The 22,169-nt window shown below is 60.4% G+C and carries 20 protein-coding genes and 2 pseudogenes; 12 read left to right on the forward strand and 10 right to left on the reverse strand.

Annotated elements, in window-relative coordinates; translation table 11 throughout:
- Positions 1-5 precede the first annotated feature (5 nt).
- Positions 6-773, reverse strand: a complete 768-nt coding sequence (locus RHM58_RS28820; RefSeq protein WP_201255578.1) for a helix-turn-helix transcriptional regulator — start codon at positions 771-773, stop codon at positions 6-8.
- 111 nt (positions 774-884) lie between these two features.
- Here RHM58_RS28820 and RHM58_RS28825 point away from each other — a divergent pair, with 111 nt between their 5' ends.
- Together RHM58_RS28825 and RHM58_RS28830 are read left to right on the forward strand one after the other, a co-directional pair.
- Positions 885-1,988, forward strand: a complete 1,104-nt coding sequence (locus tag RHM58_RS28825) for a polyamine ABC transporter substrate-binding protein (RefSeq protein ID WP_201255577.1) — start codon at positions 885-887, stop codon at positions 1,986-1,988.
- Between the two features lie 44 nt (positions 1,989-2,032).
- Positions 2,033-3,147 (forward strand): annotated as a pseudogene (locus RHM58_RS28830) (P1 family peptidase).
- 120 nt (positions 3,148-3,267) lie between these two features.
- On the opposite strand, the gene RHM58_RS28835 reads toward RHM58_RS28830, so the two are convergent.
- Complete coding sequence (locus RHM58_RS28835; protein ID WP_322268871.1) at positions 3,268-3,879, reverse strand: NAD(P)H-dependent oxidoreductase; 612 nt, start codon at positions 3,877-3,879, stop codon at positions 3,268-3,270.
- Between the two features lie 86 nt (positions 3,880-3,965).
- Between RHM58_RS28835 and RHM58_RS28840 the strand changes: the two genes are divergently transcribed.
- Positions 3,966-4,592 (forward strand): TetR/AcrR family transcriptional regulator, encoded by a 627-nt coding sequence (locus tag RHM58_RS28840; RefSeq protein ID WP_201255574.1) that lies wholly within the window; start codon positions 3,966-3,968, stop codon positions 4,590-4,592.
- Positions 4,593-4,747: 155 nt separating this feature from the next.
- Here the strand turns inward: RHM58_RS28840 and RHM58_RS28845 are convergent, their stop codons facing one another.
- Positions 4,748-5,470, reverse strand: a complete 723-nt coding sequence (locus tag RHM58_RS28845) for a GNAT family N-acetyltransferase (protein WP_322268872.1) — start codon at positions 5,468-5,470, stop codon at positions 4,748-4,750.
- A 176-nt stretch (positions 5,471-5,646) separates the two neighbouring features.
- Here RHM58_RS28845 and RHM58_RS28850 point away from each other — a divergent pair, with 176 nt between their 5' ends.
- The 3 genes from RHM58_RS28850 to RHM58_RS28860 all read left to right on the forward strand — a co-directional run bounded on the left by RHM58_RS28850 (position 5,647) and on the right by RHM58_RS28860 (position 8,993).
- On the forward strand, positions 5,647-6,753 hold the full coding sequence (locus RHM58_RS28850; protein ID WP_322268873.1) for an alkene reductase: 1,107 nt from the start codon (positions 5,647-5,649) through the stop codon (positions 6,751-6,753).
- A gap of 136 nt (positions 6,754-6,889) precedes the next feature.
- Positions 6,890-7,777, forward strand: coding sequence for a LysR family transcriptional regulator (locus tag RHM58_RS28855; RefSeq protein WP_322270913.1), 888 nt, complete (start codon positions 6,890-6,892; stop codon positions 7,775-7,777).
- Positions 7,778-7,973: 196 nt separating this feature from the next.
- Complete coding sequence (locus RHM58_RS28860; protein ID WP_322268874.1) at positions 7,974-8,993, forward strand: Gfo/Idh/MocA family oxidoreductase; 1,020 nt, start codon at positions 7,974-7,976, stop codon at positions 8,991-8,993.
- Between the two features lie 193 nt (positions 8,994-9,186).
- Here the strand turns inward: RHM58_RS28860 and RHM58_RS28865 are convergent, their stop codons facing one another.
- Both RHM58_RS28865 and RHM58_RS28870 read right to left on the reverse strand, forming a co-directional pair.
- Positions 9,187-10,458, reverse strand: coding sequence for a YbiU family protein (locus tag RHM58_RS28865; protein ID WP_322268875.1), 1,272 nt, complete (start codon positions 10,456-10,458; stop codon positions 9,187-9,189).
- A 154-nt stretch (positions 10,459-10,612) separates the two neighbouring features.
- Positions 10,613-11,485: an AraC family transcriptional regulator gene (locus RHM58_RS28870; protein WP_322268876.1), complete on the reverse strand. Its 873-nt coding sequence runs from the start codon at positions 11,483-11,485 to the stop codon at positions 10,613-10,615.
- A 357-nt stretch (positions 11,486-11,842) separates the two neighbouring features.
- On the opposite strand from RHM58_RS28870, the gene RHM58_RS28875 reads away from it, so the two are divergent.
- Positions 11,843-12,580 carry a hypothetical protein gene (locus tag RHM58_RS28875; protein ID WP_201255570.1) on the forward strand — a complete coding sequence of 246 codons (738 nt, stop codon included), beginning with the start codon at positions 11,843-11,845 and terminating at the stop codon, positions 12,578-12,580.
- A gap of 45 nt (positions 12,581-12,625) precedes the next feature.
- Here RHM58_RS28875 and RHM58_RS28880 read toward each other — a convergent pair whose 3' ends face one another.
- From RHM58_RS28880 to RHM58_RS28895, 4 genes and pseudogenes are all read right to left on the reverse strand, one after another.
- Entirely contained in the window at positions 12,626-13,426 is an 801-nt protein-coding gene (locus RHM58_RS28880) for a hypothetical protein (protein WP_201255569.1), read from the reverse strand.
- Positions 13,427-13,752: 326 nt separating this feature from the next.
- Positions 13,753-14,322, reverse strand: coding sequence for a YceI family protein (locus RHM58_RS28885; RefSeq protein ID WP_322268877.1), 570 nt, complete (start codon positions 14,320-14,322; stop codon positions 13,753-13,755).
- 68 nt (positions 14,323-14,390) lie between these two features.
- Positions 14,391-15,749, reverse strand: coding sequence for an ATP-binding protein (locus RHM58_RS28890; protein WP_201255567.1), 1,359 nt, complete (start codon positions 15,747-15,749; stop codon positions 14,391-14,393).
- A pseudogene (locus tag RHM58_RS28895) lies at positions 15,746-16,404 on the reverse strand (response regulator transcription factor). Before RHM58_RS28895 ends, RHM58_RS28890 begins: the two are co-directional and overlap by 4 nt.
- 131 nt (positions 16,405-16,535) lie before the next feature.
- Here RHM58_RS28895 and RHM58_RS28900 point away from each other — a divergent pair.
- From RHM58_RS28900 to RHM58_RS28920, 5 genes are all read left to right on the forward strand, one after another.
- Positions 16,536-16,859 carry a PepSY domain-containing protein gene (locus RHM58_RS28900; protein ID WP_322268878.1) on the forward strand — a complete coding sequence of 108 codons (324 nt, stop codon included), beginning with the start codon at positions 16,536-16,538 and terminating at the stop codon, positions 16,857-16,859.
- Between the two features lie 82 nt (positions 16,860-16,941).
- Complete coding sequence (locus tag RHM58_RS28905) at positions 16,942-17,403, forward strand: DUF2271 domain-containing protein (protein ID WP_322270914.1); 462 nt, start codon at positions 16,942-16,944, stop codon at positions 17,401-17,403.
- 25 nt (positions 17,404-17,428) lie between these two features.
- The gene (locus RHM58_RS28910) at positions 17,429-19,609 is read left to right on the forward strand and encodes a PepSY domain-containing protein (RefSeq protein WP_322268879.1); all 2,181 of its coding nucleotides are present in this window, start codon (positions 17,429-17,431) and stop codon (positions 19,607-19,609) included.
- Complete coding sequence (locus RHM58_RS28915; RefSeq protein ID WP_322270915.1) at positions 19,599-20,570, forward strand: FAD:protein FMN transferase; 972 nt, start codon at positions 19,599-19,601, stop codon at positions 20,568-20,570. The genes RHM58_RS28910 and RHM58_RS28915 overlap by 11 nt, the downstream gene beginning before the upstream one ends.
- Positions 20,571-20,601: 31 nt before the next feature.
- On the forward strand, positions 20,602-21,303 hold the full coding sequence (locus RHM58_RS28920) for a VIT1/CCC1 transporter family protein (RefSeq protein WP_322268880.1): 702 nt from the start codon (positions 20,602-20,604) through the stop codon (positions 21,301-21,303).
- Between the two features lie 59 nt (positions 21,304-21,362).
- Here the strand turns inward: RHM58_RS28920 and RHM58_RS28925 are convergent, their stop codons facing one another.
- Positions 21,363-22,160: a c-type cytochrome gene (locus RHM58_RS28925; RefSeq protein WP_322268881.1), complete on the reverse strand. Its 798-nt coding sequence runs from the start codon at positions 22,158-22,160 to the stop codon at positions 21,363-21,365.
- Positions 22,161-22,169: the final 9 nt, after the last annotated feature.

Below are 22,169 nucleotides of genomic sequence, written 5' to 3' on the forward strand. Positions count from 1 at the left end.
GTCTGTTATTTCGGCTGCAACACCAGCGCAAATAACTCGCCATGACCGCTGACGTTGAGCTTGTGGTAAAGGTTGCGCCGATGCACTTTCACCGTTTCCGGGGAGATGTTCAGTTGCTGGGCGATGGCTTTGCTGGAGAAGCCTTGAAGAATCAGCCGGGCGGTCTCGACTTCCCGCGCGGTCAAACGCGCGCCGAAGCGATCCAGCAAGGTCGCCAGATCCCCGGCCACCGCCGTCGGCCCCTCCGGCGGCACGAGTTGCAGGTGTCGGCTCATCGCCGCCAGCACCCAGTCGCGGACACACAGCAGGCGCCCCTGTTCCTCGAGGGTGAAACGCGTCGAGCGGCCCAGCGATAAACCGAGTACAGCACCGTCCACATTGATCATGAACTGCAGCTCATCACCACCCACCACTGAGCAGAAGTAGCTCAGGTAATACTCGCTCTGTTGAAACTGGTCCGGGGCCACGGAATCGAGGCTGTGCAAACCGTCAGTTATTCCGGCACAAGCTGCCTGATAGAAGGGATCGAGCAGGTACATGCCGGCGCTGTAATCGGCCAACTCTTCCTCCTCGTGCGCGCTGGCGCGGGAGTCGAAATCGATTAGCAACTGCGGCACCCGACCCGCCCGCATCACCGCGACCAAGGCGTTATCCAGGGGCACCAGCAACCGCAAGGTATCCACCAGCGCCCGCCAGAAACCGTCGTGGCCCAGCGCGCCAAACACCCGGGCCAGCCCTTGGTGCACCGGCAACTCCTTCAGCAACGCCTCCACGCTCTACCCCTTTTGTGTAACCCATGATGGGAATGGGTGACGACCACCCCGATCGATACGCTGCGTACTCTTATCTACCACCGGCCTGACGCAGGCCAGGAGTGCCGCATCATGAGTCGTCACCGCACGTATTTCAATCTGGGACTGGGTGCCTGTCTGTCGACCTGGATGGCGCTCGCAGCGGCGGATCAGCCCACCGTGCACATCTACAACTGGTTCGACTACATCGGCCCGACCACGCTGAAAGATTTCCAGCGCGACACCGGGATCAAACCCGTCTATGACACCTTCGACAGTGGCGAAGTACTGGAAGCCAAGCTGATGACTGGCCATAGCGGTTATGACGTGGTGGTGGCCAGTAACTTCATTCTGCCGGCCCTCATCAAGGCCGGAGCCTTGCAGAAACTGGACCGTAGCCAACTGACCAATCTGCAACACATTGACCCGGTGTTGCTGGAAAAGCTGCGCGCGAACGACCCGGACAACCAATACGCCGTTCCTTACCTGTGGGGCACCGACGGCATTGGCTATAACGTTGACAAGGTCCGCGCAGCCCTCGGAGATCAAGCGCCGGTGAACTCCTGGGATCTGTTGTTCAAAGAAGAAAACCTGGCCAAGCTCAGCCAGTGTGGCGTGGGGATTTTGGACGCTCCCGCCGAGATCATCCCGATCGCCCTGCACTATCTCGGCCTGCCGCCCAACAGTAGTAACCCCGCGGACTACAAAAAAGCGGAAGCACTGCTGCTCAAGTTGCGCCCGTACATCACCTATTTCAATTCGTCGAAGATCCAGACCGACCTGGCTAACGGCGATATCTGCGTCGCCTTGACGTGGTCCGGCACCGTGTTCGGTGCCAAGCAAGCCGCCAATGAAGCCGCGAAGGGGGTGAACATTGAATACAGCATTCCGGTCGAAGGTGCGCCGCTGTGGTCCGATAACCTGGTCATGGTCAACGACGCCAGCAATCCAAAACAGGGGCTGGCCTTTATCAACTACCTGCTGCTCCCCGAAGTGATCGCGCCCGCCACCAACCTGGCGCTCACCGCCAATGCCAACAAAGACGCGACCGTGTTGCTCTCGGACCAGGTGCACGAGTTCAGCAACATCTACCCCTCAGCCGAGGTGATCGCCAAGGCATTCACCCTGCAACCCCAGCCCCATGAGATAGAACGTGTCCGCACGCGCTCCTGGAGCAACATTAAGAACGGCAACTGAGCCGGCATCCACCCCTCCTGTTTAACGTGCCTGAGAGTTCCCGCATGAAACCACGTGCCCGCGACTTGAATATCCAGTTCGGCCAACTGCAACCCGGCCCGCTCAACGCGATCACCGATGTGCCCGGTGTACGGGTCGGCCACAGCGATGTGCGAGGCCGCACCGCCAAGGGTCGCGACATCCTGCCGGCGTCACCGTGATCGAGCCCCGTGCCGGGTCCACCAGCCAACAGCCGTGTTTTGCCGGCGTCCATGTGCTCAACGGCAATGGCGACGCCACGGGCCTTGAGTGGATTCGCGAGGCTGGCCTGTTGACCAGCCCGATCGCCTTCACTAACACCCACAGCCTCGGCGTGGTCCGCGATGCGCTGATTGTGCTGGACCGTGAGCAGCAACCGGACGACGGGCGACTCTACTGGAACATGCCGGTCGTGCTGGAGACTTTCGACGGCCTGCTCAACGACATCAACGGCTTTCATGTGAAGCCCGAACACGTCGCCGAGGCCCTGCGCACGGCGGTCGGTGGTCCGGTCACCGAGGGTAATGTCGGCGGCGGCAGCGGCATGATCTGTCACGAATTCAAGGGTGGCATCGGCACCGCGTCGCGGCGGTTGAGCAATGCCCAGGGCGGCTGGACGGTCGGCGCGATCGTCCAGGCCAACCATGGCATCCGCAACGAGTTACGGGTCGATGGTTACCCCGTCGGGCGTTATATGGAAAAGGCCGATTCACCGTTCCTCAAAGCCTCGCTGCCGCATCCGGGCATGGGCTCGATTGTGGTTTGCCTGGCAACCGACGCGCCGTTGCTGCCACACCAGTGCACTCGCCTGGCCCAGCGCGCCAGCCTCGGTCTGGCTCGCACCGGTGGCGGCAACGAAGACCACAGCGGCGACATCTTCATCGCTTTCGCGACCGGCAACGATGTGCCGCCCGCCGCGTATGAAAGCAAAAAAGCACCGACCTGCGACAACCTGCGCATGGTCAACAACGACCACATTAGCGAACTGTTCCTGGCCGCCACCGAAGCGGTAGAAGAAGCGATCATCAATGCGTTGCTGGCGGGTGAAACGGCTGAAGGCAATGGGCATGCGGTTCCGGGGCTGGATGCCGCGACACTGCTTAAAGCCTTGCGTCAGGCCGGTTGGCCAGGAACCGAATAATCTCCACCCATCCCATGTGGGAGCGAGTCTGCTCGCGAAGAGGCCATAACATCCAACATAGATGCTGGCAGACATATCGCCTTCGCAAGCAGGCTCGCTCCCACAAGGGTCGGTGGGTGCTCACACCGCCTCGGTCACTTCACATGATTTGAAGAGGTTGCGACCCAAGTCCCGCGCGGCCCTCAAGTGAATCTGCGGCGCCTGAATTTCCGAGTCCAACAACAATTCGGACGTCACCACGCGCGCGCCGCAATAATTGAAAATCCCATGATCGATCTGGGTCTTCATCGCGTCGGCGTAACCATGCCGGGCGTAGGTTCCGGCATCAGCGCCGCCAACACCAACCAAGTGAACCCGCAGGTGGCCAAGCTTTTTCACCAGTTTGGCATCTGAACTGAAATCGAACGCCCAACCATTGGCGAACACCCGATCAATCCAGCCCTTGAGCAACGCCGGCATTGACCACCAGTAAACCGGATAGACCAGCACCAACGCATCGGCGCGGTCAATCCGTGCCTGCTCAGCCGCGACGTCGGCAGGGAACCCGGCTTTTCGGTGATGAACCGCCAGATCCGCCGCGCGGAACCTGGGATCGAAGCCTTGAGCCGAAATATCGGCGATTTCATAGGTGTTGTCGGCATCGCTCTGCAAAGCTCCCTGCGCAATCTGTGCCGCCAGACTATGGGTGAGCGACCTAGGATCGTGATGAGCCACAACGATAAGTGCGTGCATGCTGAAAACTCCTGATTGAGAGCACAGGGCGGACCTTATATACTCTTGGTAAGTTACGATCAGTAAGTTACTTTTGGTACATAGCCATGTCAACCACCGAAACAAACGAGCAGGATTCCACGCCTCAACCCCGTCGTCGCTTGTCACGAGAGGACCGCCAGCGCCAGTTGCTGGACGTCGCCTGGCAAATGGTTCGGGAGGAAGGGACGGATGCGTTGACCCTCGGCCGCCTCGCCGAATTGGCGGGCGTGACCAAACCGGTGGTCTACGATCACTTCACCACCCGCTCGGGTTTACTGGCGGCGCTGTATCAGGATTTCGACACCCGACAGACCGCGCTCATGGACGCGGCGCTGCTGACGTGCGAGCCGACGCTGACCAGCACGGCCAACGTTATCGCTTCGTCGTATGTGGCGTGCGTGCTACTGCAGGGCAACGAAATCCCCGGCGTGATTGCAGCGCTGGCCAGTACACCGGAACTGGAGAAGATCAAGCGTGAGTACGAAGCGATCTTCCTGAACAAGTGCCACAACGCCCTGCTCCCTTTCGCTGGAACGGGTGCTATCAAACCCGCGAGTTTGCGGGCGATGCTTGGTGCCGCCGAGGCTTTGTCGAATGCCGCTGCGAATGGAGAGCTCAGCGCAGAGCAGGCACAGGACGAACTGTTCGAAACGATAAAAGGGATGGTTGAAAGATCCTCCCGCAGTAGCTGAGAGTTGATCTGCACACTATCTGAAAACCACCATCAACCCCTTTTGGGAGCGAGCCTGCTCGCGAAAGCATCAGTTCAGTCGACAAAAGTGTTGCCTGACACGACGCCTTCGCGAGCAAGCCCGCTCCCACAGGGAATGTGTGTTGGGTTGAAGGGTTAGACCAACCGCAATCTGGGCGCCATCGCCGGAACGGCATCATCACCCAACCGCCCCCGCACAAATTCATTGGCCTTGCGTGTCAGTTGATCCAGATGCCGATCCCGCTGTTTCTCGGCATCGGTCATCGGCCGCTTACCGTGCTTTTGCAGCAGGTACGTATGAATCTGCCGCACTTCCAGCGAGCTGTAGATCGGTGCCGTGTCCAGCACCGCCATCAAGCCGTCGGTGCCGTGATCACGGGTGTTCATCAGCACCTGAGTCGCGCGGACACCCACCACTTGAAAGCCCAGCGCTTCAAAGTACGGCACCTTGCCGACGCTGCAAGTCAGCTCGGCGTGAGGGTAGCGACCGACCATCTCGCGCAGCATCGCCCGGGCTACTCCCTGGCGCCGATGGCCGGAATCCACGGCCATATAAGCCACACCGCACGCCTCGGGATCGTCCTTGACCGGCAGGTACAGCGCAAAGCCGATGACCTTCTCGGGGTCGTCGACATCCGTGGCCACGATCAACTCAACCGCCATCCCCTTGAGCCCGTTCAACGCTTCCAGATAGAGGTGAACCTCATAGCCGATCGCATACTGGTACACGTTGTACAACAGGTTGCTCGGCGGCAAGGCCACCGCGCTGATCTCGGTCAGGTTGTCGACGACCAGTTGCAGGATCTGGCTGTTGATGTGCTCGGGGCATGGGGTTTTGAAATGGCTGATCTGGGGCATCGAATATCTGACTCCGGGGATTCGTTCGCAGCGGGCCGGGGCATTGTAACGTGCCGAGGCATTAACACCGCACGGTGATTACGGAGCAATCGGTCCAAAGAGAGCGGATCGCCAGCCCGTTTTTCCCGCACGGCGATCGGCCTAAGGTGGCCTCAAGTCACTTACTGGAGGTCACCATGAATCACCCAGCCCTGCTTTCCACGATCAATATCGGCCCACACTCCCTGTCCCACCGCGTGGTCATGGCGCCGCTGACGCGCATGCGTTCCGAGCCCGGCGATGTGCCCGGTGCGTTGATGGCCGAGTACTACTCGCAGCGGGCCACCGACGGCGGCTTGATCATTTCCGAAGCCACCGTCGTGTCCACCACCGGCAACGGCTACCTCGGTTCGCCGGGCTTGTACAACGACGCGCAAATCCCTGGCTGGAAAGCCATCACCGAGGCAGTGCACGCCAAGGGCGGACGGATCTTTTTGCAGCTGTTCCATGCCGGCCGACAGTCCCACAGCGACATGCAACCCAACGGTGCTCAGCCAGTCGGGCCCTCGGCGGTCGAGTACGACGGGGTCGCCTACACCGCCAATGGTTGGGTGCCGAGCACGCCGCACCGTACCCTCAGCGAAACGGAAGTCGAAGCACTGGTCGAAGATTTTCGCAGCGCCGCGCAACGGGGCTTGGCCGCCGGGTTTGACGGTGTGGAAATCCATGGCGCCAACGGTTACCTGATCGACCAGTTCTTGCAGGACGGCAGCAACCGTCGCACCGACGCCTATGGCGGCAGCATCGCCAAGCGTTCGCGGTTTCTGCTGGACATCACCCGCGCCGTGATTTCGGTCTGGGGCAGTGAACGCGTAGCGGTGCGCCTGGGGCCGAGCGGTACATTCGGCGATATGAAGGACAGCGATCCTGAAGCGCTGTTCGTCTACGTCGCCGAGCAACTGGCGCCGTTGAAACTGGCCTATTTGCACTTGATCGAACCGCGTGTGCTGGGCAATTCGATTGATGAGAGCAAGGACCAGAACCCGGTGGCGGCGCAGTTGATTCGTCGTCACTACGACGGTTTGATCATGGCTGCCGGGGGCTTTACGGCTGAGTCTGCCGAGAAGATTTTGCAGGCGGGTGATGCGGACTTGGTGGCATTTGGTCGCGACTTTATTGCCAACCCGGATTTGCCGGAACGTATTCGGCATGATCGGCCGTTGAATGCTTATGACCGGGATACGTTTTATGGTGGTAGCGAGGTTGGGTTTACGGATTATCCGTTTTATCAACAAAGTGCCTGAGCTTTGCGTTGAATGTTAAGTCGCCATCGCGAGCTTGCTCGCGATGGCGGCCCCTGGCTTCCGATACTCCCCTTTGCAAATCCCCCGCCCGCCTCTACTCTGCTTCAACCCTCCTGCATCGAGCACACCTCCCATGATGGACAGCCTCAGCGGTATCACGGCCTTCATTCAGGTGGCCGAAACCCGCAGCTTCACCGAAGCCGGGCGCTTGCTGGAAATCTCCTCCTCGGCGGTCGGCAAAAGTGTGGCGCGCATGGAAGAACGCCTGGGCGTCCGGCTGTTCCATCGCAGCACCCGCAGCGTCACGCTGACCACCGAAGGTGAGCTGTTCCTGGACCGTTGCAAGCGCATCCTCAGTGAAGTGGAAGCCGCGCAAATGGAGCTGCTGGAGTTGTCCGCCACGCCTCGGGGCAAAGTGCGCATCAGCGTGCCGTTGCAGAACGTGCTGATCATGCCGGTGCTGGCCGGGTTCATCCGCGCCTACCCGGACATCGAGCTGGACGTGGACATGTCCGACCGCATGGTCGATGTGATTGAGGAAGGTTTCGACGCGGTGATCCGCACTGGCGCGCCGCAAGACTCGCGGCTGATGGCGCGCAAACTCGGTGGTTATCAGCTGCAACTGGTGGCGTCGCCGGAGTACCTGGCGCGCCACGGTAACCCGACGCACCCGGACGAGCTGATCAACCACGTCTGTCTGCTGCACAAGTTTCCGGCGACGGGGATGATCGAACGCTGGCCGCTGAGGATTGGCGAGACGCACATCGAGCCGAATCTGGCGAAGTCCATGACCTGCACCACGATGGATCCGCTGACGTACCTGGCGATTGACGGGGTGGGGATTGCCTGCCTGCCGGATTTTTCAATTCGCCAGCCATTGGCTGACGGCAGACTGAAGGTTGTGCTCGAGGATTACACCGACCACACCGGCAACCTGTGGATGCTCTGGCCCGCGTCAAAGCAGACTGCACCGAGGCTGCGGGTGTTGATCGATTTCTTCAAGGACAACATTCTCAAGGTCTGAAACCGGCGTCGGATTAACGCCGTTTCTGTCCAGAGTGTTCGGCCCTTTAGCCCGTTTTTCCTCAAGCCTGCGCTCCCTAGACTTTGCCTCGTCTGCCATCCACCTTACGAGGCTAAACCTATGACCACTTCACATTCCCCCATTCGCGGCCGGCATCGTCGGCGTTGGCACCTGGGCCCGCCACGGCCACTTGCGCGTGCTCGCTCTACTGCCGCAATACCACGTGCAAGCGATTTACAGCGAACACCGTGAACGCGCCGAAGCGGCGGCCAGCGAGTACGGCATTCCTCAGGTCGCCGACTCGCTCGACACCTTGATCCATAACCCCGAGGTCGATCTGGTGGTGGTGCTCAACACCGCGCCGCAACACGAACACACCGTGCGTGCCGCCATCGCCGCCGGCAAAGACGTCTACTGCGAATGGCCACTGACCACCACGACCGCCGCCTCCGAACAATTGGTGCACCTGGCGAAGGATGCCGGCGTGCGCCACATCGTCGGCCTGCAACGCCGCCATGCGCCGCACAACCGCTACCTGCAAGACCTGCTGCAGCAAGGTTATGTCGGCCAGTTGCGCTCGGTGCGCCTGCACGTCAGCACCCATTACTTACAGGCGCTGCGGTCCAACTCTCTGCGCTGGACCGCTCCCGAGGAAAACTTCTCCAGCGTCATCGCCATCTACGCCGGGCACTTCCTCGACATGCTGTTCACCGCCACCGGTTGGCCGTTGAGTGTGTCGGGGTTGATGGTCAGTCAGTTCCCGAAAGTCACCATCGTCGAAACCGGCGAAGTGCTGGACAGCACCGCACCGGATCAACTGGTGCTCAGTGGTTTGCTGGAAAACGACGCGGTGGTTTCGATCCATATCGAGGGCGGCAAGCGCAATGGTTCGGGCGTGCAGATCGACATCACTGGCGATCAGGGCGACCTGAAAATCACCAACCGCTCAGCCTTCGGCGACGTGGGTGATGACTATGTGATCGAAGGTGCGCACGGCGATGACCTGCCGCTGCAAATCCTGCCATTGCCGGACAGTTATCAGCGTTTGCCTGAATCTGGATTGCCGTCGGCGGTGCTGGAACTGGCGGAGCTGTATCACGTGTTTGCGCAGGATCTGGCGGACGGGACGCATGCGGCGGCGACGTTTGAGGATGCGCTGCGGCTGCATCGGTTGTTGGAGGTGGCCAAGGCCGGCAATCAGTTGGCGCTTCTGTAGGAGCAAGGCTTGCCCGCGATGGTGTCCCTGAAATCGCCATCGCCGGCAAGCCTTAATGCCATCCAGTTAAGACGCAGAACCTGTGGGAGCGTGGCTTGCCCGCGAAGAACGATGACGCGTAGTTCCTGAAAAACCGCGGCGTTTTCTTCGCGAGCAAGCCCGCTCCCACAGGATTTTCGTCGTTCCAACGCCTTCACTTCGCGACATTAAGACCCAAGCGCCCGATTTCGTTCAATTCATCGACGCTGAATCTGCCCTTCCAGTGTTTTTCATAATCCTCCCGCGGGAAGTCACTCGGGGAGGCTCCCGCGGCGAAGGCGTCAAAAACATCTTTGGCATATCGCCGATTCTTGGGACACATCGGCGCCGCCGGCACGTACATCACGTTGCCCCAGCCCTGCTGGTTTAGCACTGGCGCGACGCTGTGAATCACGTCGCAATGCCACCAAACAGAATCGCCAGCCTCAACGTCAGGGATCGGGCTCAAGCCCTCGACCAGCAGCGGATGCCACTGCTTCGAAACCGGCAGCACTTTGCCCGGCATGACACCGCACAATTCATCCTCCGGGACATCGTTGAGCAGCGGTCGCAGCAGTAAATAAGCCATGGCTTTGGGAATCGGCAGCGTGTGCAGCACACCCTGATTGGCCTTCATATCGCACAGCGCGGTCCAGCCCTGGAAGGTCCGGAAGGCCGAACACTTCACCGTGTCCTGGTGGGCGTACTCGTCGACTTCAGTGCGATAAGCCGCGTCCCAAGGGTCATAGGCCTTGAAGTCATTGCGGTAAATGTTGTCGAAGACCTTCAAGTAAGCCGGATGCAACCATCGCTCCAGCGCCCCGGAATCGGTATGCGGGCCAAGCCCTTTAGAGGTTGTGCCCGGCGGACGGCGGCGTACCCGGTCGGGGTACAGCGCATTCACATCGGGATCGAACCATTGCTGGCCCCGGGAATGAGTTTTCCAGAGTCGATTGAGGAACGATTGCGCTGTGGCCATGCGTTCGTGTTGGCGCACCTGCATTTGCGAGCGGGACCAATAGACTGGAAAGATCTCGGGGCGTGAGGCGTCAAGGTTGCCGAAGAACTGGTCCACCGGGCCGCGGTAGGTGGCATCGAAGGCATTGTCATCGAGGTATTGGAGCAAGCCTTTGTCCCATTCGGCGACTTGTTCTGTGGGAAAGTGCCCTTTTATCACCAGGCAGCCACGGCGGCGAATCATCGCCAACTGCCCTTCTGTCACTTTGCCTGCGGCAATGGTCGAGTAGTCCAGTACCGGCCAGGCGCTGCCGGTCCGGGCTTGCTGTTCCTTGATCGAGATAATTTCTGCTTCGATGAACGCGCTCACTTCGGTAAACAGGGCATCCACATCGCCTATTTGCGCACGCAAGGCACGCTTCATGCGCACGATGTTGTCTTGGTAGTGTTCTGGAAGGACAGCGCTTTGGAAGGTGTGATAGTTGCTCATGGTGGCGGCCTGCTGAGGGTTGTTAAAAGCCACCTGCACTAAAACATTTGCGCCCTTTTCGGCTCAGTCGGATTTACCGCGTTGACCGATACGATTGTGGCGTACAGCCCACGATGGATCGGGTGTACGCAAACCCGTGTCTGCCGTAATCGCGTTACCGAAAATGATGCCCGTGGCGCTTTCGGAAATTGCTGGGGGCGATGCCCTTCTGTGCCTTGAATTGTCGGTTGAACAGCGCCAGCGACGAATAACCTACCGTTTCGGCAATCAGCGCAACGGGGTTATTGCCTTGCAGCAACAGCGCACACGCCCGGCCAATACGTAACCGGGCGATGTAGTCCAGCGCCGTGCAATGGGTATGACGGCGGAACATGCGATGAAACGCCGAAACGCTGATGCAGGCGATGTCCGCCAATTCGGGGATGGCCAGGGGCTCGACGTAGTGAGCGTGGATATGCTCGAGCACCCGTTGCAGGCGCACGTCTTCGCCTGGCACGACGGCGGCGTCGGTCGGTTTATCGGGGAGAATTCTCTGGGCATCGGTGTCACGGGTCAGTCGGGTCAGCACTTGCAGCAGCGACACCAATCGCTCCGGCCCTTGCTGATCCACCATCGCCTCGATGATGGGGCGAAGTTCTTTTGAGGCCGGCTCACTGAAGTGCAACGCACACTGCGCGGCGGCCAGTAGCGCCTGCAATGAACCCAACTCCGGAAACAGCGCTACGAGTGATTGAGCCCAGGCTTGGGAAAACCAGATGACCAGCGCAACGTGGGGCTGCTCCGGGTCAATGAGTTCAGCGGAACACCAACTGTGCGGCACATTCGGCCCCAGCAGCACCAGGTCGCCGTCATCGTAAAGCCGCACGTCGCTGCTCACATAGCGATGGCCACGGCTGTTGAGGGTCAGGGTCAATTCATATTCAGGGTGGTGGTGCCATTCGAACGGAATGTCATCGGCCAGCCGACGGTTGAGCATCGACCACGAGGCATCGGTTGGCGTGGGGATTTTCTCGAAACTCGGCTTCATGACAATGCGTTCCTGCTCGACGGACAAACTCAAACGCCAGAATCGTATCACCCGGTTTACAGCAAAACCCGCAGTGCTTTGATACAACCTCGTTACTCAGCCTGTTACTTGGCTGACCGTCAGCGCATCAACGCCCCTTGCGAATGTAACGCCAAGATACTTCGCCACTCTGCCCGTCGAGCCTAATGTGAAGCCGTCAATGTGCTTACAGGGTTGTGACACATCATCGGCAACGCCCGCCTCCGGCCAGCGGAGGCATGGAAGACCTGTCACGGGTGCTGCCTGATCGTTTGTCTGCTTCGACGCCCGCTGCCCATTGATTGCCTAAACACAACCAAGACAGAACAGAGGGACACCATGAGTAAGTCAAGCGCAGCAAGCATCAAACAAGCACTGCACGACGACCTTCAAAAGGCTGTCAAGTCGCTCCTCGCCGCACCGACGGCCCTGAAAACGACCGACTACAGCAAGGTGCTGACGTCTTCCCTGGCGGCTACCCAAAAGTCGGTCAAGATCCAGATCGCCTCGGCGGACCTGACACAACTCAAGCAGTCCAACTATAAGCTGTGCTTCGCCAAGAAGGTGGGTAACGAAGACTACAATGTGGTCTGGCAGTCCTACTCCAACTACCTGAGCAACAACACGTTCAGCTGGACGCCTCAGTACCAGTTGTTCGGCTCCAATGTATTCCAGGCCAACGTGCAGGTTGATGTTTCGACCAATCTCGTCAACATCGGCCTGGGGCAACAGGCAACACTCGACACGTCTGGCTTGCTGGGCCCAGCGTCAAGCGGCGGCCCTGAGATCTCCATCACGCTGTTGAACAACTATGGTCCGATTCACCCAGGGGTCAGCCAACTGTCCACTGGCATTGATGGCAGACAGGTCTCCACGCCGATCTACGTAGCCTCGCAACAGGTGGTCACCGGCTCGACTGTACTGACGCCCGTAGAGACGATCCTCGTGTGGTTCGAACAGAACGTGCAAACCAGCACGATGTTCAGTACCTCGCGCTCGCAATCAATCGAAATCAACCTGACTGACAGTAACGATGCGGTCCGCCTCTACTCGGGTGGTAGCTGGACAACGCCTTAACTGCCACACAAAGAGGGACAGCTTTGCGGTTGTCCCTCTTGCTCATCAATCGTCACAGCCCTGGGCGAAATAGCCCGTCAGCGACCGACAGATAGACTCTGCCAGATCCTCCTGAGTTGCGATGCCGTATGGTTGCTTGCGATCAAACTGCCCGGACCAGCGAATCCGTCCCTGGGCCACGTCGATCAGGCGTACCGACGCCCGCACACGCGCCGGCTCGACCCGCACGCTACCCTCCAGCAAATAACTGCCCCGCCCCGCACGTGCCGGAACCGCTGCCTTGAGGCTGCTTCGAGGCATATTCATCAATACATGGTTGGCATGGGTCTGGGTTTGTTCGAACGACTGGAACAGCCTGCAGCTCAATTCTTCGCACAAGCCCTGGGTAAAGTCGCTGCCGTCGTGGGTGATGCAGGTGAACGGCTGAAGCTGCAGAACCGGATGGTGGGCGCCGGCCACCTTGGGCGAACGTCGCTCGTAGACCAGCCGATAAGAACCGGCCGGCACGCTCAGGCGCACCGGGTCGTGCTGGCCAAGCGTGGTGTAATAACTGACGAGCTTGCGCCGCAATCGGCCGACCTGCACCCGCACCACTGGGTCGTCACCGGTGCAGTAGACCGCCGGATCACGGCGAAACACCGCGATGCCAATGGCGTGCTCAGTGAGGGGAATGTTCGAGAACTGAAGGTCGTGTTCGACCAAAAAGCCCAACAGGCTGCCCATCCGCCGGGATTTGGCGAACAATGGACTGGCCAGAAGCTGCGCCAGCACTCGCTCCACTTCTTCTCGAACGAAAGGTTCGGGAACCGCGTGCGCACTTAAACCGGCAATACGTTTGATCACCATCAGCCTGCCTCCTTGCAGAGCATCGCGTTCAACTCGGGCGTTTCACCGGCGTAGCTTAGCAGCTGACGGCGATACGGTACCGGCACCTTGATATATAGCTGCCAGGATACAAAAAGACGGTTTGCGGGGAATGCCCTCCCGTCAGCGGGACACAGGGGATGACGGTTGAACTCAAATACTGCGTCTGCCAGAGAGCCAATGTGGGAGTGAGCCTGCTCGCGAAAGCGGTCTGACAGACAGCCCGGTGCCTGAATGTGCCTGAGTCATCGCGAGCAAGCTCGCTCCCACAGGGATTGAGGTGGATCTCACATACTGCTTTCGTCAGATTACCGCTGCGGTGCGACCATCCGAAACCGGATGTTGATGTCTTTGGAGACAACCCCGTCCGCCCACTCGCCCTCGCCGACCTTGAAGTCGTCACGGTTGAGCGCGAACTCGCCGACGAACACACCGATGCCACTCTCCGGTTTCAACTGGACTTGAACCTCGACCTTGCGGGTAATGGTTTTGAGCGTGAGGTCGCCGATGAACAGATAACGGTCGCCGCCGAGGGCTTTGACGCTGGTCGATTTGAAGGTGCCCAGCGGGTAGTGCTCCGTGTCGAACCAGGCCGTTTTTTTCAGTTCGGTGTTGGCGTCGCTGCTGCCGGCGTCGATGCTCGCAAGCTGGATGTTGAGCACGGCGTGGGCGGTTGCGGGATTTTGCGTATCAAAATCGAGGGTGCCTTCGAACTGGCCGAACGTCCCGTAGACCCGCGAGCCAAACTGGCTGAAGGTGAAACTGATCTGGCTGGCGGCGGCGTTGACCTGGTTGTATTCGACGGCTTGGGCACAGGGCAAGCTGCCGAGTGCGACGACCGCCAACAGCGCGATGAAATGAGGAAATCGAACACGCATGGAGTGCTCCGCTCGGATGGCCTTGAGGAACGCCCGTGCATAAGTCATAGCATTCCTGCCGAGAAAGTCTAGCCATCGACCCTGTCGGTCTCTCCATTGAGTGCGAGTTGAAACTGGACGCATACCTCAAACCCCTGCTCCCGGCCCATCGCTGGTGAGGCCAGGGTCATGCTGGCGCCGACGCCCTGGACAATGGTTTTGGCAATGGCCAACCCCAAGCCTGAACCGCTCGTTTCACTATTGCCCCGCACAAAGCGCTCGGTCAGGCGCCGCAATACTGGCTCTGGCACCGCCGGACCGCCGTTGAGCACTCGCAGCAATGCCTGATCGCTGAGGCTGACCTCGACCGGTTGATCGGCTGCGCCGTACTTCAGCGCATTCTCGATCAGATTACGCAACAGGATGCCGAAAGCGTCCGGATCAATAGCCGAGTAAACACTGGCCCCGCCGGGCAACTGCAACGCGATGCGCTGCCCGCTGCTGTGGTTCCACTCATCAACCCCATGGGCCAGCAACGGAATGAGGTCTTGGGGCGCTTCGGACAACAGCCCGCCGCCCTCGGCCTTGGCCAATTGCATGAGTTTTTCCGAGAGCCGCGCCAACTCCCGTAACGAGTTTTCGATCTTCGCCGCACGCACGCGCAACGGGCCTTCCGGCGCTTCGTGGCGCAGGCGCTGGATCTGCGCCAATGTCGCAGCCAAAGGCGTACGCAGTTCATGGGCGCTGTTGGCAGTGAAGCTGCGTTCGGCCTCCAAAGCCTTACGCAAACGCTCCAGCAAATGGTTGACCGCATCGGCCAACGGGTCGATTTCCGCCGGCAGCCGTGCCACTTTGATCGGCGACAGATCGCCCACGCCACGCGCTTCCACGGCACGACGATAGGCCAACACGCTGCGCAGGCTGATGCGTACAAACAGCCAGGTGCCCAACAGGCTGATGGGAATCAGCGCCAACAATGGCAACAACAAGGCAAACAAGGCTTCCCGCGCGGCTTCACGGCGATGATCCAGAGGTTCGGCGATTTCGATGAATAGCGTCCCACGCAGCGCACTCGCGCCATACAGACGGTATTTTTCAGTGGTGGAAAACCCTTCACCCGGTTGTTTATTGAAGATCTTCGGGTTGGCGTCGTGGGACTGCATCAGAATCTTGCCCTGTGCATCGCGCACAAGGTACGTCAGGTATTCCTGACGCACCTTCAGGGTGGCGATGTGTTGTGCTTCTCGGGGTTCTTCACGGTTGCTGATTTCCAGCACGGCCAGGGGCAGGATGCGTTGCGCGGTTTCTTCCAGGGCGCTGTCGAACGCCTCGTTCAACTCATGTTGCACCACCAGCCAGGCACCGACGGTTGCCCCCAGCCAGAGCAAGGTCATACCCAGCGTCAAACCGAGGCCGAGGCGTTTTTGCAGGCTTGACGACGACTTCATACGGACATCAACCGGTAACCCATGCCGCGCACGGTTTCAATCAGGTCGCGCCCGAGTTTTTTACGCAGGCGACTGATATAGACCTCGATGGTGTTGCTCTCGATTTCGGCGCCAAAGGCATACAAGCGTTCTTCGAGCTGCGACTTCGACAACAACGCGCTGGGGCGCTGGACAAAGGCCTCGAACAGCGCCCATTCCCGAGCCGTCAGATCCACGGTCGCGCCGCCGCGCTGCACCGTGCGGGCGCTCATATCGACCTGCAAATCACCGAGCTTGATCTGTGGATTGGGATTACCGCTGTAACGTCGGGCCACGGCGGCTATACGGGCCGAAAGCTCGAACAGGTCGAACGGTTTGATCAGGTAGTCGTCGGCCCCGGCATTGAGGCCGGCGATACGATCGGATATCTGGTCCTGGGCGGTCAGGATAATCACCGGGGTCACGTCCCCGGCTGAGCGCTGCTGACGCAAAAAGTCCAGGCCGCGACCGTCCGGAGCATCAGGTCCAGCAGGATCAGGTCGTAAGGCGTGGTACGCACGCTGTTGCGCGCATGATCCAGGCGCTGCACCCAGTCGACGGCGTGGCCGTCATCGGCGATCTGCTCGCGCACCGCCTCCCCCAGCCCAGGCGCATCCTCGACCAATAAAACCCGCATCTGGCACCTCCTGTGATGGTTGTCGTGCAGCACCTTAACCGCCTTACCTGACGTGAATCTGAAGATTCAGCTGGTTGTCAGGAATGCACCTTAGGGTATGCCTCAGATGCCGATCCGGCAGGAGACAGATCATGAAATCAGCATTTATTGCCAGTTCTGCCCTGTTGAGTGTGCTGCTCAGCGGTTACGCCTTGGCCGATGACGACTGCAAAGACCCGGTCAACGACTGGCAACCGCGTGAAACCTTGCGTCAACAAGTGGAACAGCAATACGGCTGGAGCGTGCAGCGCATCAAGGTCGATAACGGTTGCTACAAGCTCAAGGGCGCTGACCGCAAGGGCAACGCCATCGAAGCTCGTTACGCACCGGCGTCCCTGCGCCTGCGCACGTTGCAAGTCGATTTCGGCGACGACGGTGATGCCAGCGACTACCTCGCCAGCCCGGACTCAGAATGATTTTTCCAGGCTTTCAGGTTGCTGCCAGCCAGCAGGTCCAGGCTCTCGCCACAACGTTCAAACAGGACATCCTCATGAAAAAATCATCGCTGCAACCTGCCTCGCCGGTGCCGTTGCCCTGCCGGGGCTGGCCCAGGCCCGTGAAGTGACCCTGACCACCCAGCTCAAGGACTACGGCGGTAACGATGCGTACCTGGCGATTTACGTCACCGACGCCAATGGCCAATACCAGAAAACCCTTTGGGTGGCTGGCAAGAAGGCCAAGTACTACCGGCACTTGACCGACTGGGCCCGTGGCAGCGGCATGAATCCGAGCGAGTTTGACGGGGTCAGCGGCGCCAGTGTCGGCAGCGGACGCACGCTCAAAGTCAGCGTTGAACTGGCAGACACCTTGATCGACGCCGGGTATCAGATCCATATCGACAGCGCCGTGGAAAACAAGCGTGAAGCCCGCGCCGATGTCAGCGTGCCACTGACCTCCAAGGGTTCGGGCAAACCGGCGACCGGCAGCACTTACGTCGACTCGTTCACTTACGACCTGTAGCACCCGCGATTTCTGGAGGCTGAACATGCTTCGCCAGTTCCATTCACTGCCCGGCCTGATCGCCGCCCTGTTGGTCATGATATTGGCCATCAGTGGCGCGGTATTGTCCGTTGACCCAGCGCTGGAACGCCTGCACAGCACGTCCACCGCTGCCGGGCAGCTCAACGTCGGCCAGTTGGCCGGACGTGTCGCCAGTCACTTTCCGGGCGTGGAGCAAATCCAGCGCACAGCGTCCGGGACGGTCATCGTCTACTACAACCAGGACGGTCAGTCCGGTACCGAAAAGGTCGACCCGCTGACCGGCCAGGGCCTCGCGCCCTACGAGCCGTCCGCCTTCACACGCTGGATGAAAGACCTGCACCGCTCGCTGTTCATGGGCACTCCGGGCCACGGGGTGTCGGGCGCTGGCGCGCTGTTCATGTTGATACTGTCGGTGTCCGGCGCATTGCTGCTGGCCCGGCGCCTGGGCGGCTGGCGCAATCTGCTGCGGCCACTGCGCGGCACGTTCAGCCAGCGCTGGCACGCCGAAGTCGGGCGCCTGGCCGTGCTTGGGCTGCTGCTGTCAGCCTTGAGCGGGCTCTACATGTCCGCCACCACCTTCGGCTTGATCGCCGATGGCAGTCAGAGTGAACCGGCCTTCCCCACCCACATCAGCGCTGGCCCGGCGTTGCCGGTGGCGAACCTGCAAGCCTTGCAGGCCACCGACCTGAATGACCTGCGCGAACTGGTCTACCCAAGCCCCGGCAACCCGCAAGACGTGTTCGCCCTGCGCACGGCTCAGGGCGACGGCTACGTGGACCCGGCCAGCGGCACCTTGTTGTCCTGGCAAGCTCACGACTCGATGCACAACGTTTACGAACTGATTTACCAGTTGCACACCGGTGAAGGCCTCTGGTGGCTGGGCCTGCCGCTTGGCCTTTGCGCCCTCTGCGTGCCGTTGATGAGCGTGACCGGCATCCTGCTCTGGTGGCGCCGCCGCAAGGCCGGCCCGACCATCCGCCACAACAGTCCCGCCCACTCCGCCGACAGCGTGATTCTGGTGGGCAGTGAAAACAACAGCACCTGGGGTTTTGCCAAAACCTTGCATGATGCCTTGCACCAGGCTGGGCACCGGGTGCACAGCGCGGCGATGAATGAATGGAAAGGCAATTACCGCCATGCCCAGCGGCTGTTCATCCTGACCGCGACCCACGGTGATGGTGATGCCCCGGCTTCGGCCTCGCAGTTCCTGACACGGCTGAACCAGGTCGGCGTCAAACCCGGCCTGCCCTTTGCGGTACTGGGTTTGGGGGATCGACAGTTTCAGCAGTTCTGTCAGTACGCCCATCAAGTGCAGGACGCGATGGTGCAGGCCGGTGGCTCGCCATTGCTGGGGCTGGAAACCGTCAACCGCCAGTCCTCCCAAGAATTTTCGCGCTGGGGCCACGCGTTGGCCGAAGCACTGGGGCATGACTTGACCCTGGTCCACACACCGGAGCAACCGTGCACCCATCAACTGGAGTTGACCGAATGCATCGTCTACGGCGAAGAAGTGAATGCTCCGACCCACGTCCTGCGCTTCAAGGCACCGGGCGAGCTGCCGAGTTTTCAGGCCGGTGACCTGGTCGGGATTTTTCCTCCGGATAACCCGGTCCCGCGTTTTTACTCGCTGGCCAGCCGCTCAGAAGACGGCGTGCTGGAAATCTGCGTGCGCAAACACGAAGGCGGCCTGTGTTCGGAGTACCTGCATGGCCTAGAGATCGGCGCGTCGATTGAAGCGTTCATCCAGCCCAACCCGCAATTCCGTCCAGCGTCGGGTGCGCACCCGGTGATCCTGATCGGCGCTGGCACCGGCATTGGTCCCCTGGCCGGTTTTATCCGCAACAACAAGGCCCGACACCCGATGCACTTGTATTGGGGCGGACGCAACCCGGCCTCGGACTTTCTCTACGAACCGGAGCTCAACCGTTATCTGGCAGACCGACGCCTAACTGAATTGCGCGCCGCTTTTTCCCAGGTTCATGACCGCTGTTACGTGCAAGACCGGCTGATCAGCGATGCCCTGGCTTTGCGCCGGTTGATTGAAAAAGGCGCTCAGGTGTTGGTGTGTGGCAGTCGCGAAATGGCAAAAGGCGTGATGCTGGCCCTGGATGAAGTGTTGGCACCGCTCAACCTGAGTGTGCTGACCCTCAAGGCACAAGGACGCTACCGTGAAGATGTCTACTGAGGTGCAACGCTACAGCCTGAACGGCGAGACCATGGGCACGCGCTACACCGCCCTGTTCTATGCGGCGGCCGGAATCGATACCGACGAGATCGGCCAGGCCCTGGCACGCGCCGTGGGCCGGGTGGACCAGCAAATGTCCACCTGGAGACCCGATTCCGACCTCAACCGCCTCAACGCCGCCCCCGAGCAGGAATGGCTGTCGGTACCCAAGGAGCTGACCACGGTGCTGTCTGCCGCGCTGCGGGTCAGTCAGCAATCCGCCGGCGCCTTCGACATCGCTGTCGGTGATCTGGTGGACGCCTGGGGCTTCGGTCCCGGCGAACAATCCATCACAGAGCAAACCCTCGGGACGGCGCCGCCGCGAGCGCGACTGTCCGCCTGCGCCGCCCTGGTGGTTGACCCGCAACGCAATCAAGTGCGTAAACGTGCGCCGCTGAACCTCGATTTGAATGGCATCGCCAAGGGTTTCGGTGTCGATGAACTGGCCCGTTGCCTGGAAGGTTTTGGTATCACTCGTTATCTGCTCGGCATCGACGGCGAGATGCACGCCAGAGGCGTCAAGGCTGGTGCTCAACCCTGGGTCGTGGCCATTGAAAAACCCCACCGTGGCGTACGTGAAGTGATGGGGGTAATGGAGCTTGGCGACGCCGCCATCGCCACATCCGGGGACTACCGACATTGGGTGGATGTAAGTGGGCAGTCCTACGCCCACACCATGAACCCTGTAACGGGTGCGCCGCTGTGCAACCCGCTCGCGGCTGTCACCGTGGTGGCGGCTTCGTGCATGCTCGCCGACGCCTGGGCCACGGCGCTGATGGTGCTGGGTGAAATCGAAGGCCCACGCTTGGCTCAGGAGCGTGGGATGGACGCGTTGTTCGTGCTGCGCGACGGTGAACAGTTCAAGGAAATATCCATTGTCGGCGGCCAGTTGCAGGCGCAAATTGAAACCCGTCCGATATGAACCGCCCCATGACAGTGAGTCCCGCTAAACAATGAAATTCATGCACAGGCACACCGAGTCTCATCGCAGCGATCGTATCGGCTGGCTGCGCGCCGCCGTCCTGGGGGCCAACGACGGGATCGTCTCCACTGCCAGCCTGTTGATCGGCGTCGCCGCGGCCAACGCCACTCACTCAACGTTGCTGGTGACCGGTATGGCCGGGCTGGTGGCGGGCGCCATGTCCATGGCGGCGGGTGAATACGTCTCCGTGCACTCTCAGGCGGATACCGAACGGGCAGACCTGTCCCGGGAACGGGCCGAACTGGCCAGCAACCCGAAAGCGGAACACATTGAGCTGGCCAATATTTACATGCATCGCGGCGTATCAGCCGAACTGGCGCATCAGGTGGCCGACCAATTGATGGCCCATGACGCCCTGGGTTCTCACGCCCGGGACGAACTGGGCATCAGCGCAGTACTCACGGCCAAACCGCTGCAGGCCGCCCTCGCCTCGGCCGCCAGTTTCGTGGTCGGCGCCGCCTTGCCGCTGGCGGTGATTTTCATCGCCCCGGCGCACAGCGTTGTGCCGTGGATTTGCGCTATGTCATTGGTCTTTCTCGCCAGCCTGGGGGCCGTCGCGGCCAGGGCCGGGGGGGCCAACATCTTGACCGGCGCCTGGCGCGTGACGCTGTGGGGCGTGTTGGCCATGGGCATCACGGCGCTGGTGGGATCGCTGTTCGGGGCGGTGGTTTAGATCGCGGCCATGCTCCAAAAACACAAAGGGCGAAGGTCTTTTCCGCAAAGACACCGCAATCAGCAGCAACGGTGTGATGACGAAACCGATGACCGTGGCGCGAACGACTTTGGCCCGCTCCGCCGCACGGGTAACGCGAGGGGCTCAATTACGTGCACTTTCAGGTCACACAACGTCTCCTCAGACGCGTCACAGGTGCCGCAACAGCCATTATTTTTTTCCCCCAGTGTCGCAATGTAATGAGCAACAGATTCAGCGTCGGCATCAGACAGTGAATGAGTGACCTGCTTCATGATCGCGCCACGGGGGCGCTGCTCGGTCTCCTGGAAAACCTTGATCTGGCGAATCATGTAGTAGGCATGTTGACCCGCCAGGCGCGGAAACTGCCCATTGCCCTGGCCATCCGCACCGTGGCAGGAACTGCACGGAACGACGCCCGATTCCGGCAACCCCGTGCGAAAAATCAGTTCACCGCGCGCATCAGGCGTATCGGCGTCAGCCTTCATGGGGCTCTGGCTTGAAAAATAATCTGCCAATTCGGCGATCTGGGTCTCGGTCAAATGGGTGAAGCCCCACATGTACTGAGTCCCGGCCTTGTCGCTGCGCTGATGGCCCTTGAAGTCAGTCAGTTGCAACTTCAGGTAGTCTTTTTGCTGACCGGCCAACTTGGGAAACATCGGTGAGATGGACTCCCCTGTCAGCCCATGGCACATGGAACAAACTTTATCCGCCATGGCGATACCCGCCATGGGCGATGTTTCTTCGTTCGTACTCGTACAGCCCATGAACGCGGTTACGCAGAGGGCAAGAATAAGATGTGACGGTTTGAAAGTACTCTTCATGTCCATTGCGTCCATGGTCTACGC

Source organism: Pseudomonas sp. 10S4 (assembly GCF_034344865.1).
Taxonomy (GTDB): domain Bacteria; phylum Pseudomonadota; class Gammaproteobacteria; order Pseudomonadales; family Pseudomonadaceae; genus Aquipseudomonas.

Bases quoted from the DNA above. Each gene is read 5' to 3' on its own strand.
- RHM58_RS28825 (WP_201255577.1), top strand. From the start codon at position 885: ATGAGTCGTCACCGCACGTATTTCAATCTGGGACTGGGTGCCTGTCTG.
- RHM58_RS28835 (WP_322268871.1), bottom strand. From the start codon at position 3,879: ATGCACGCACTTATCGTTGTGGCTCATCACGATCCTAGGTCGCTCACC.
- RHM58_RS28840 (WP_201255574.1), top strand. From the start codon at position 3,966: ATGTCAACCACCGAAACAAACGAGCAGGATTCCACGCCTCAACCCCGT.
- RHM58_RS28845 (WP_322268872.1), bottom strand. From the start codon at position 5,470: ATGCCCCAGATCAGCCATTTCAAAACCCCATGCCCCGAGCACATCAAC.
- RHM58_RS28850 (WP_322268873.1), top strand. From the start codon at position 5,647: ATGAATCACCCAGCCCTGCTTTCCACGATCAATATCGGCCCACACTCC.
- RHM58_RS28855 (WP_322270913.1), top strand. From the start codon at position 6,890: ATGGACAGCCTCAGCGGTATCACGGCCTTCATTCAGGTGGCCGAAACC.
- RHM58_RS28865 (WP_322268875.1), bottom strand. From the start codon at position 10,458: ATGAGCAACTATCACACCTTCCAAAGCGCTGTCCTTCCAGAACACTAC.
- RHM58_RS28870 (WP_322268876.1), bottom strand. From the start codon at position 11,485: ATGAAGCCGAGTTTCGAGAAAATCCCCACGCCAACCGATGCCTCGTGG.
- RHM58_RS28875 (WP_201255570.1), top strand. From the start codon at position 11,843: ATGAGTAAGTCAAGCGCAGCAAGCATCAAACAAGCACTGCACGACGAC.
- RHM58_RS28880 (WP_201255569.1), bottom strand. From the start codon at position 13,426: ATGGTGATCAAACGTATTGCCGGTTTAAGTGCGCACGCGGTTCCCGAA.
- RHM58_RS28885 (WP_322268877.1), bottom strand. From the start codon at position 14,322: ATGCGTGTTCGATTTCCTCATTTCATCGCGCTGTTGGCGGTCGTCGCA.
- RHM58_RS28890 (WP_201255567.1), bottom strand. From the start codon at position 15,749: ATGAAGTCGTCGTCAAGCCTGCAAAAACGCCTCGGCCTCGGTTTGACG.
- RHM58_RS28900 (WP_322268878.1), top strand. From the start codon at position 16,536: ATGAAATCAGCATTTATTGCCAGTTCTGCCCTGTTGAGTGTGCTGCTC.
- RHM58_RS28910 (WP_322268879.1), top strand. From the start codon at position 17,429: ATGCTTCGCCAGTTCCATTCACTGCCCGGCCTGATCGCCGCCCTGTTG.
- RHM58_RS28915 (WP_322270915.1), top strand. From the start codon at position 19,599: ATGTCTACTGAGGTGCAACGCTACAGCCTGAACGGCGAGACCATGGGC.
- RHM58_RS28920 (WP_322268880.1), top strand. From the start codon at position 20,602: ATGAAATTCATGCACAGGCACACCGAGTCTCATCGCAGCGATCGTATC.
- RHM58_RS28925 (WP_322268881.1), bottom strand. From the start codon at position 22,160: ATGGACGCAATGGACATGAAGAGTACTTTCAAACCGTCACATCTTATT.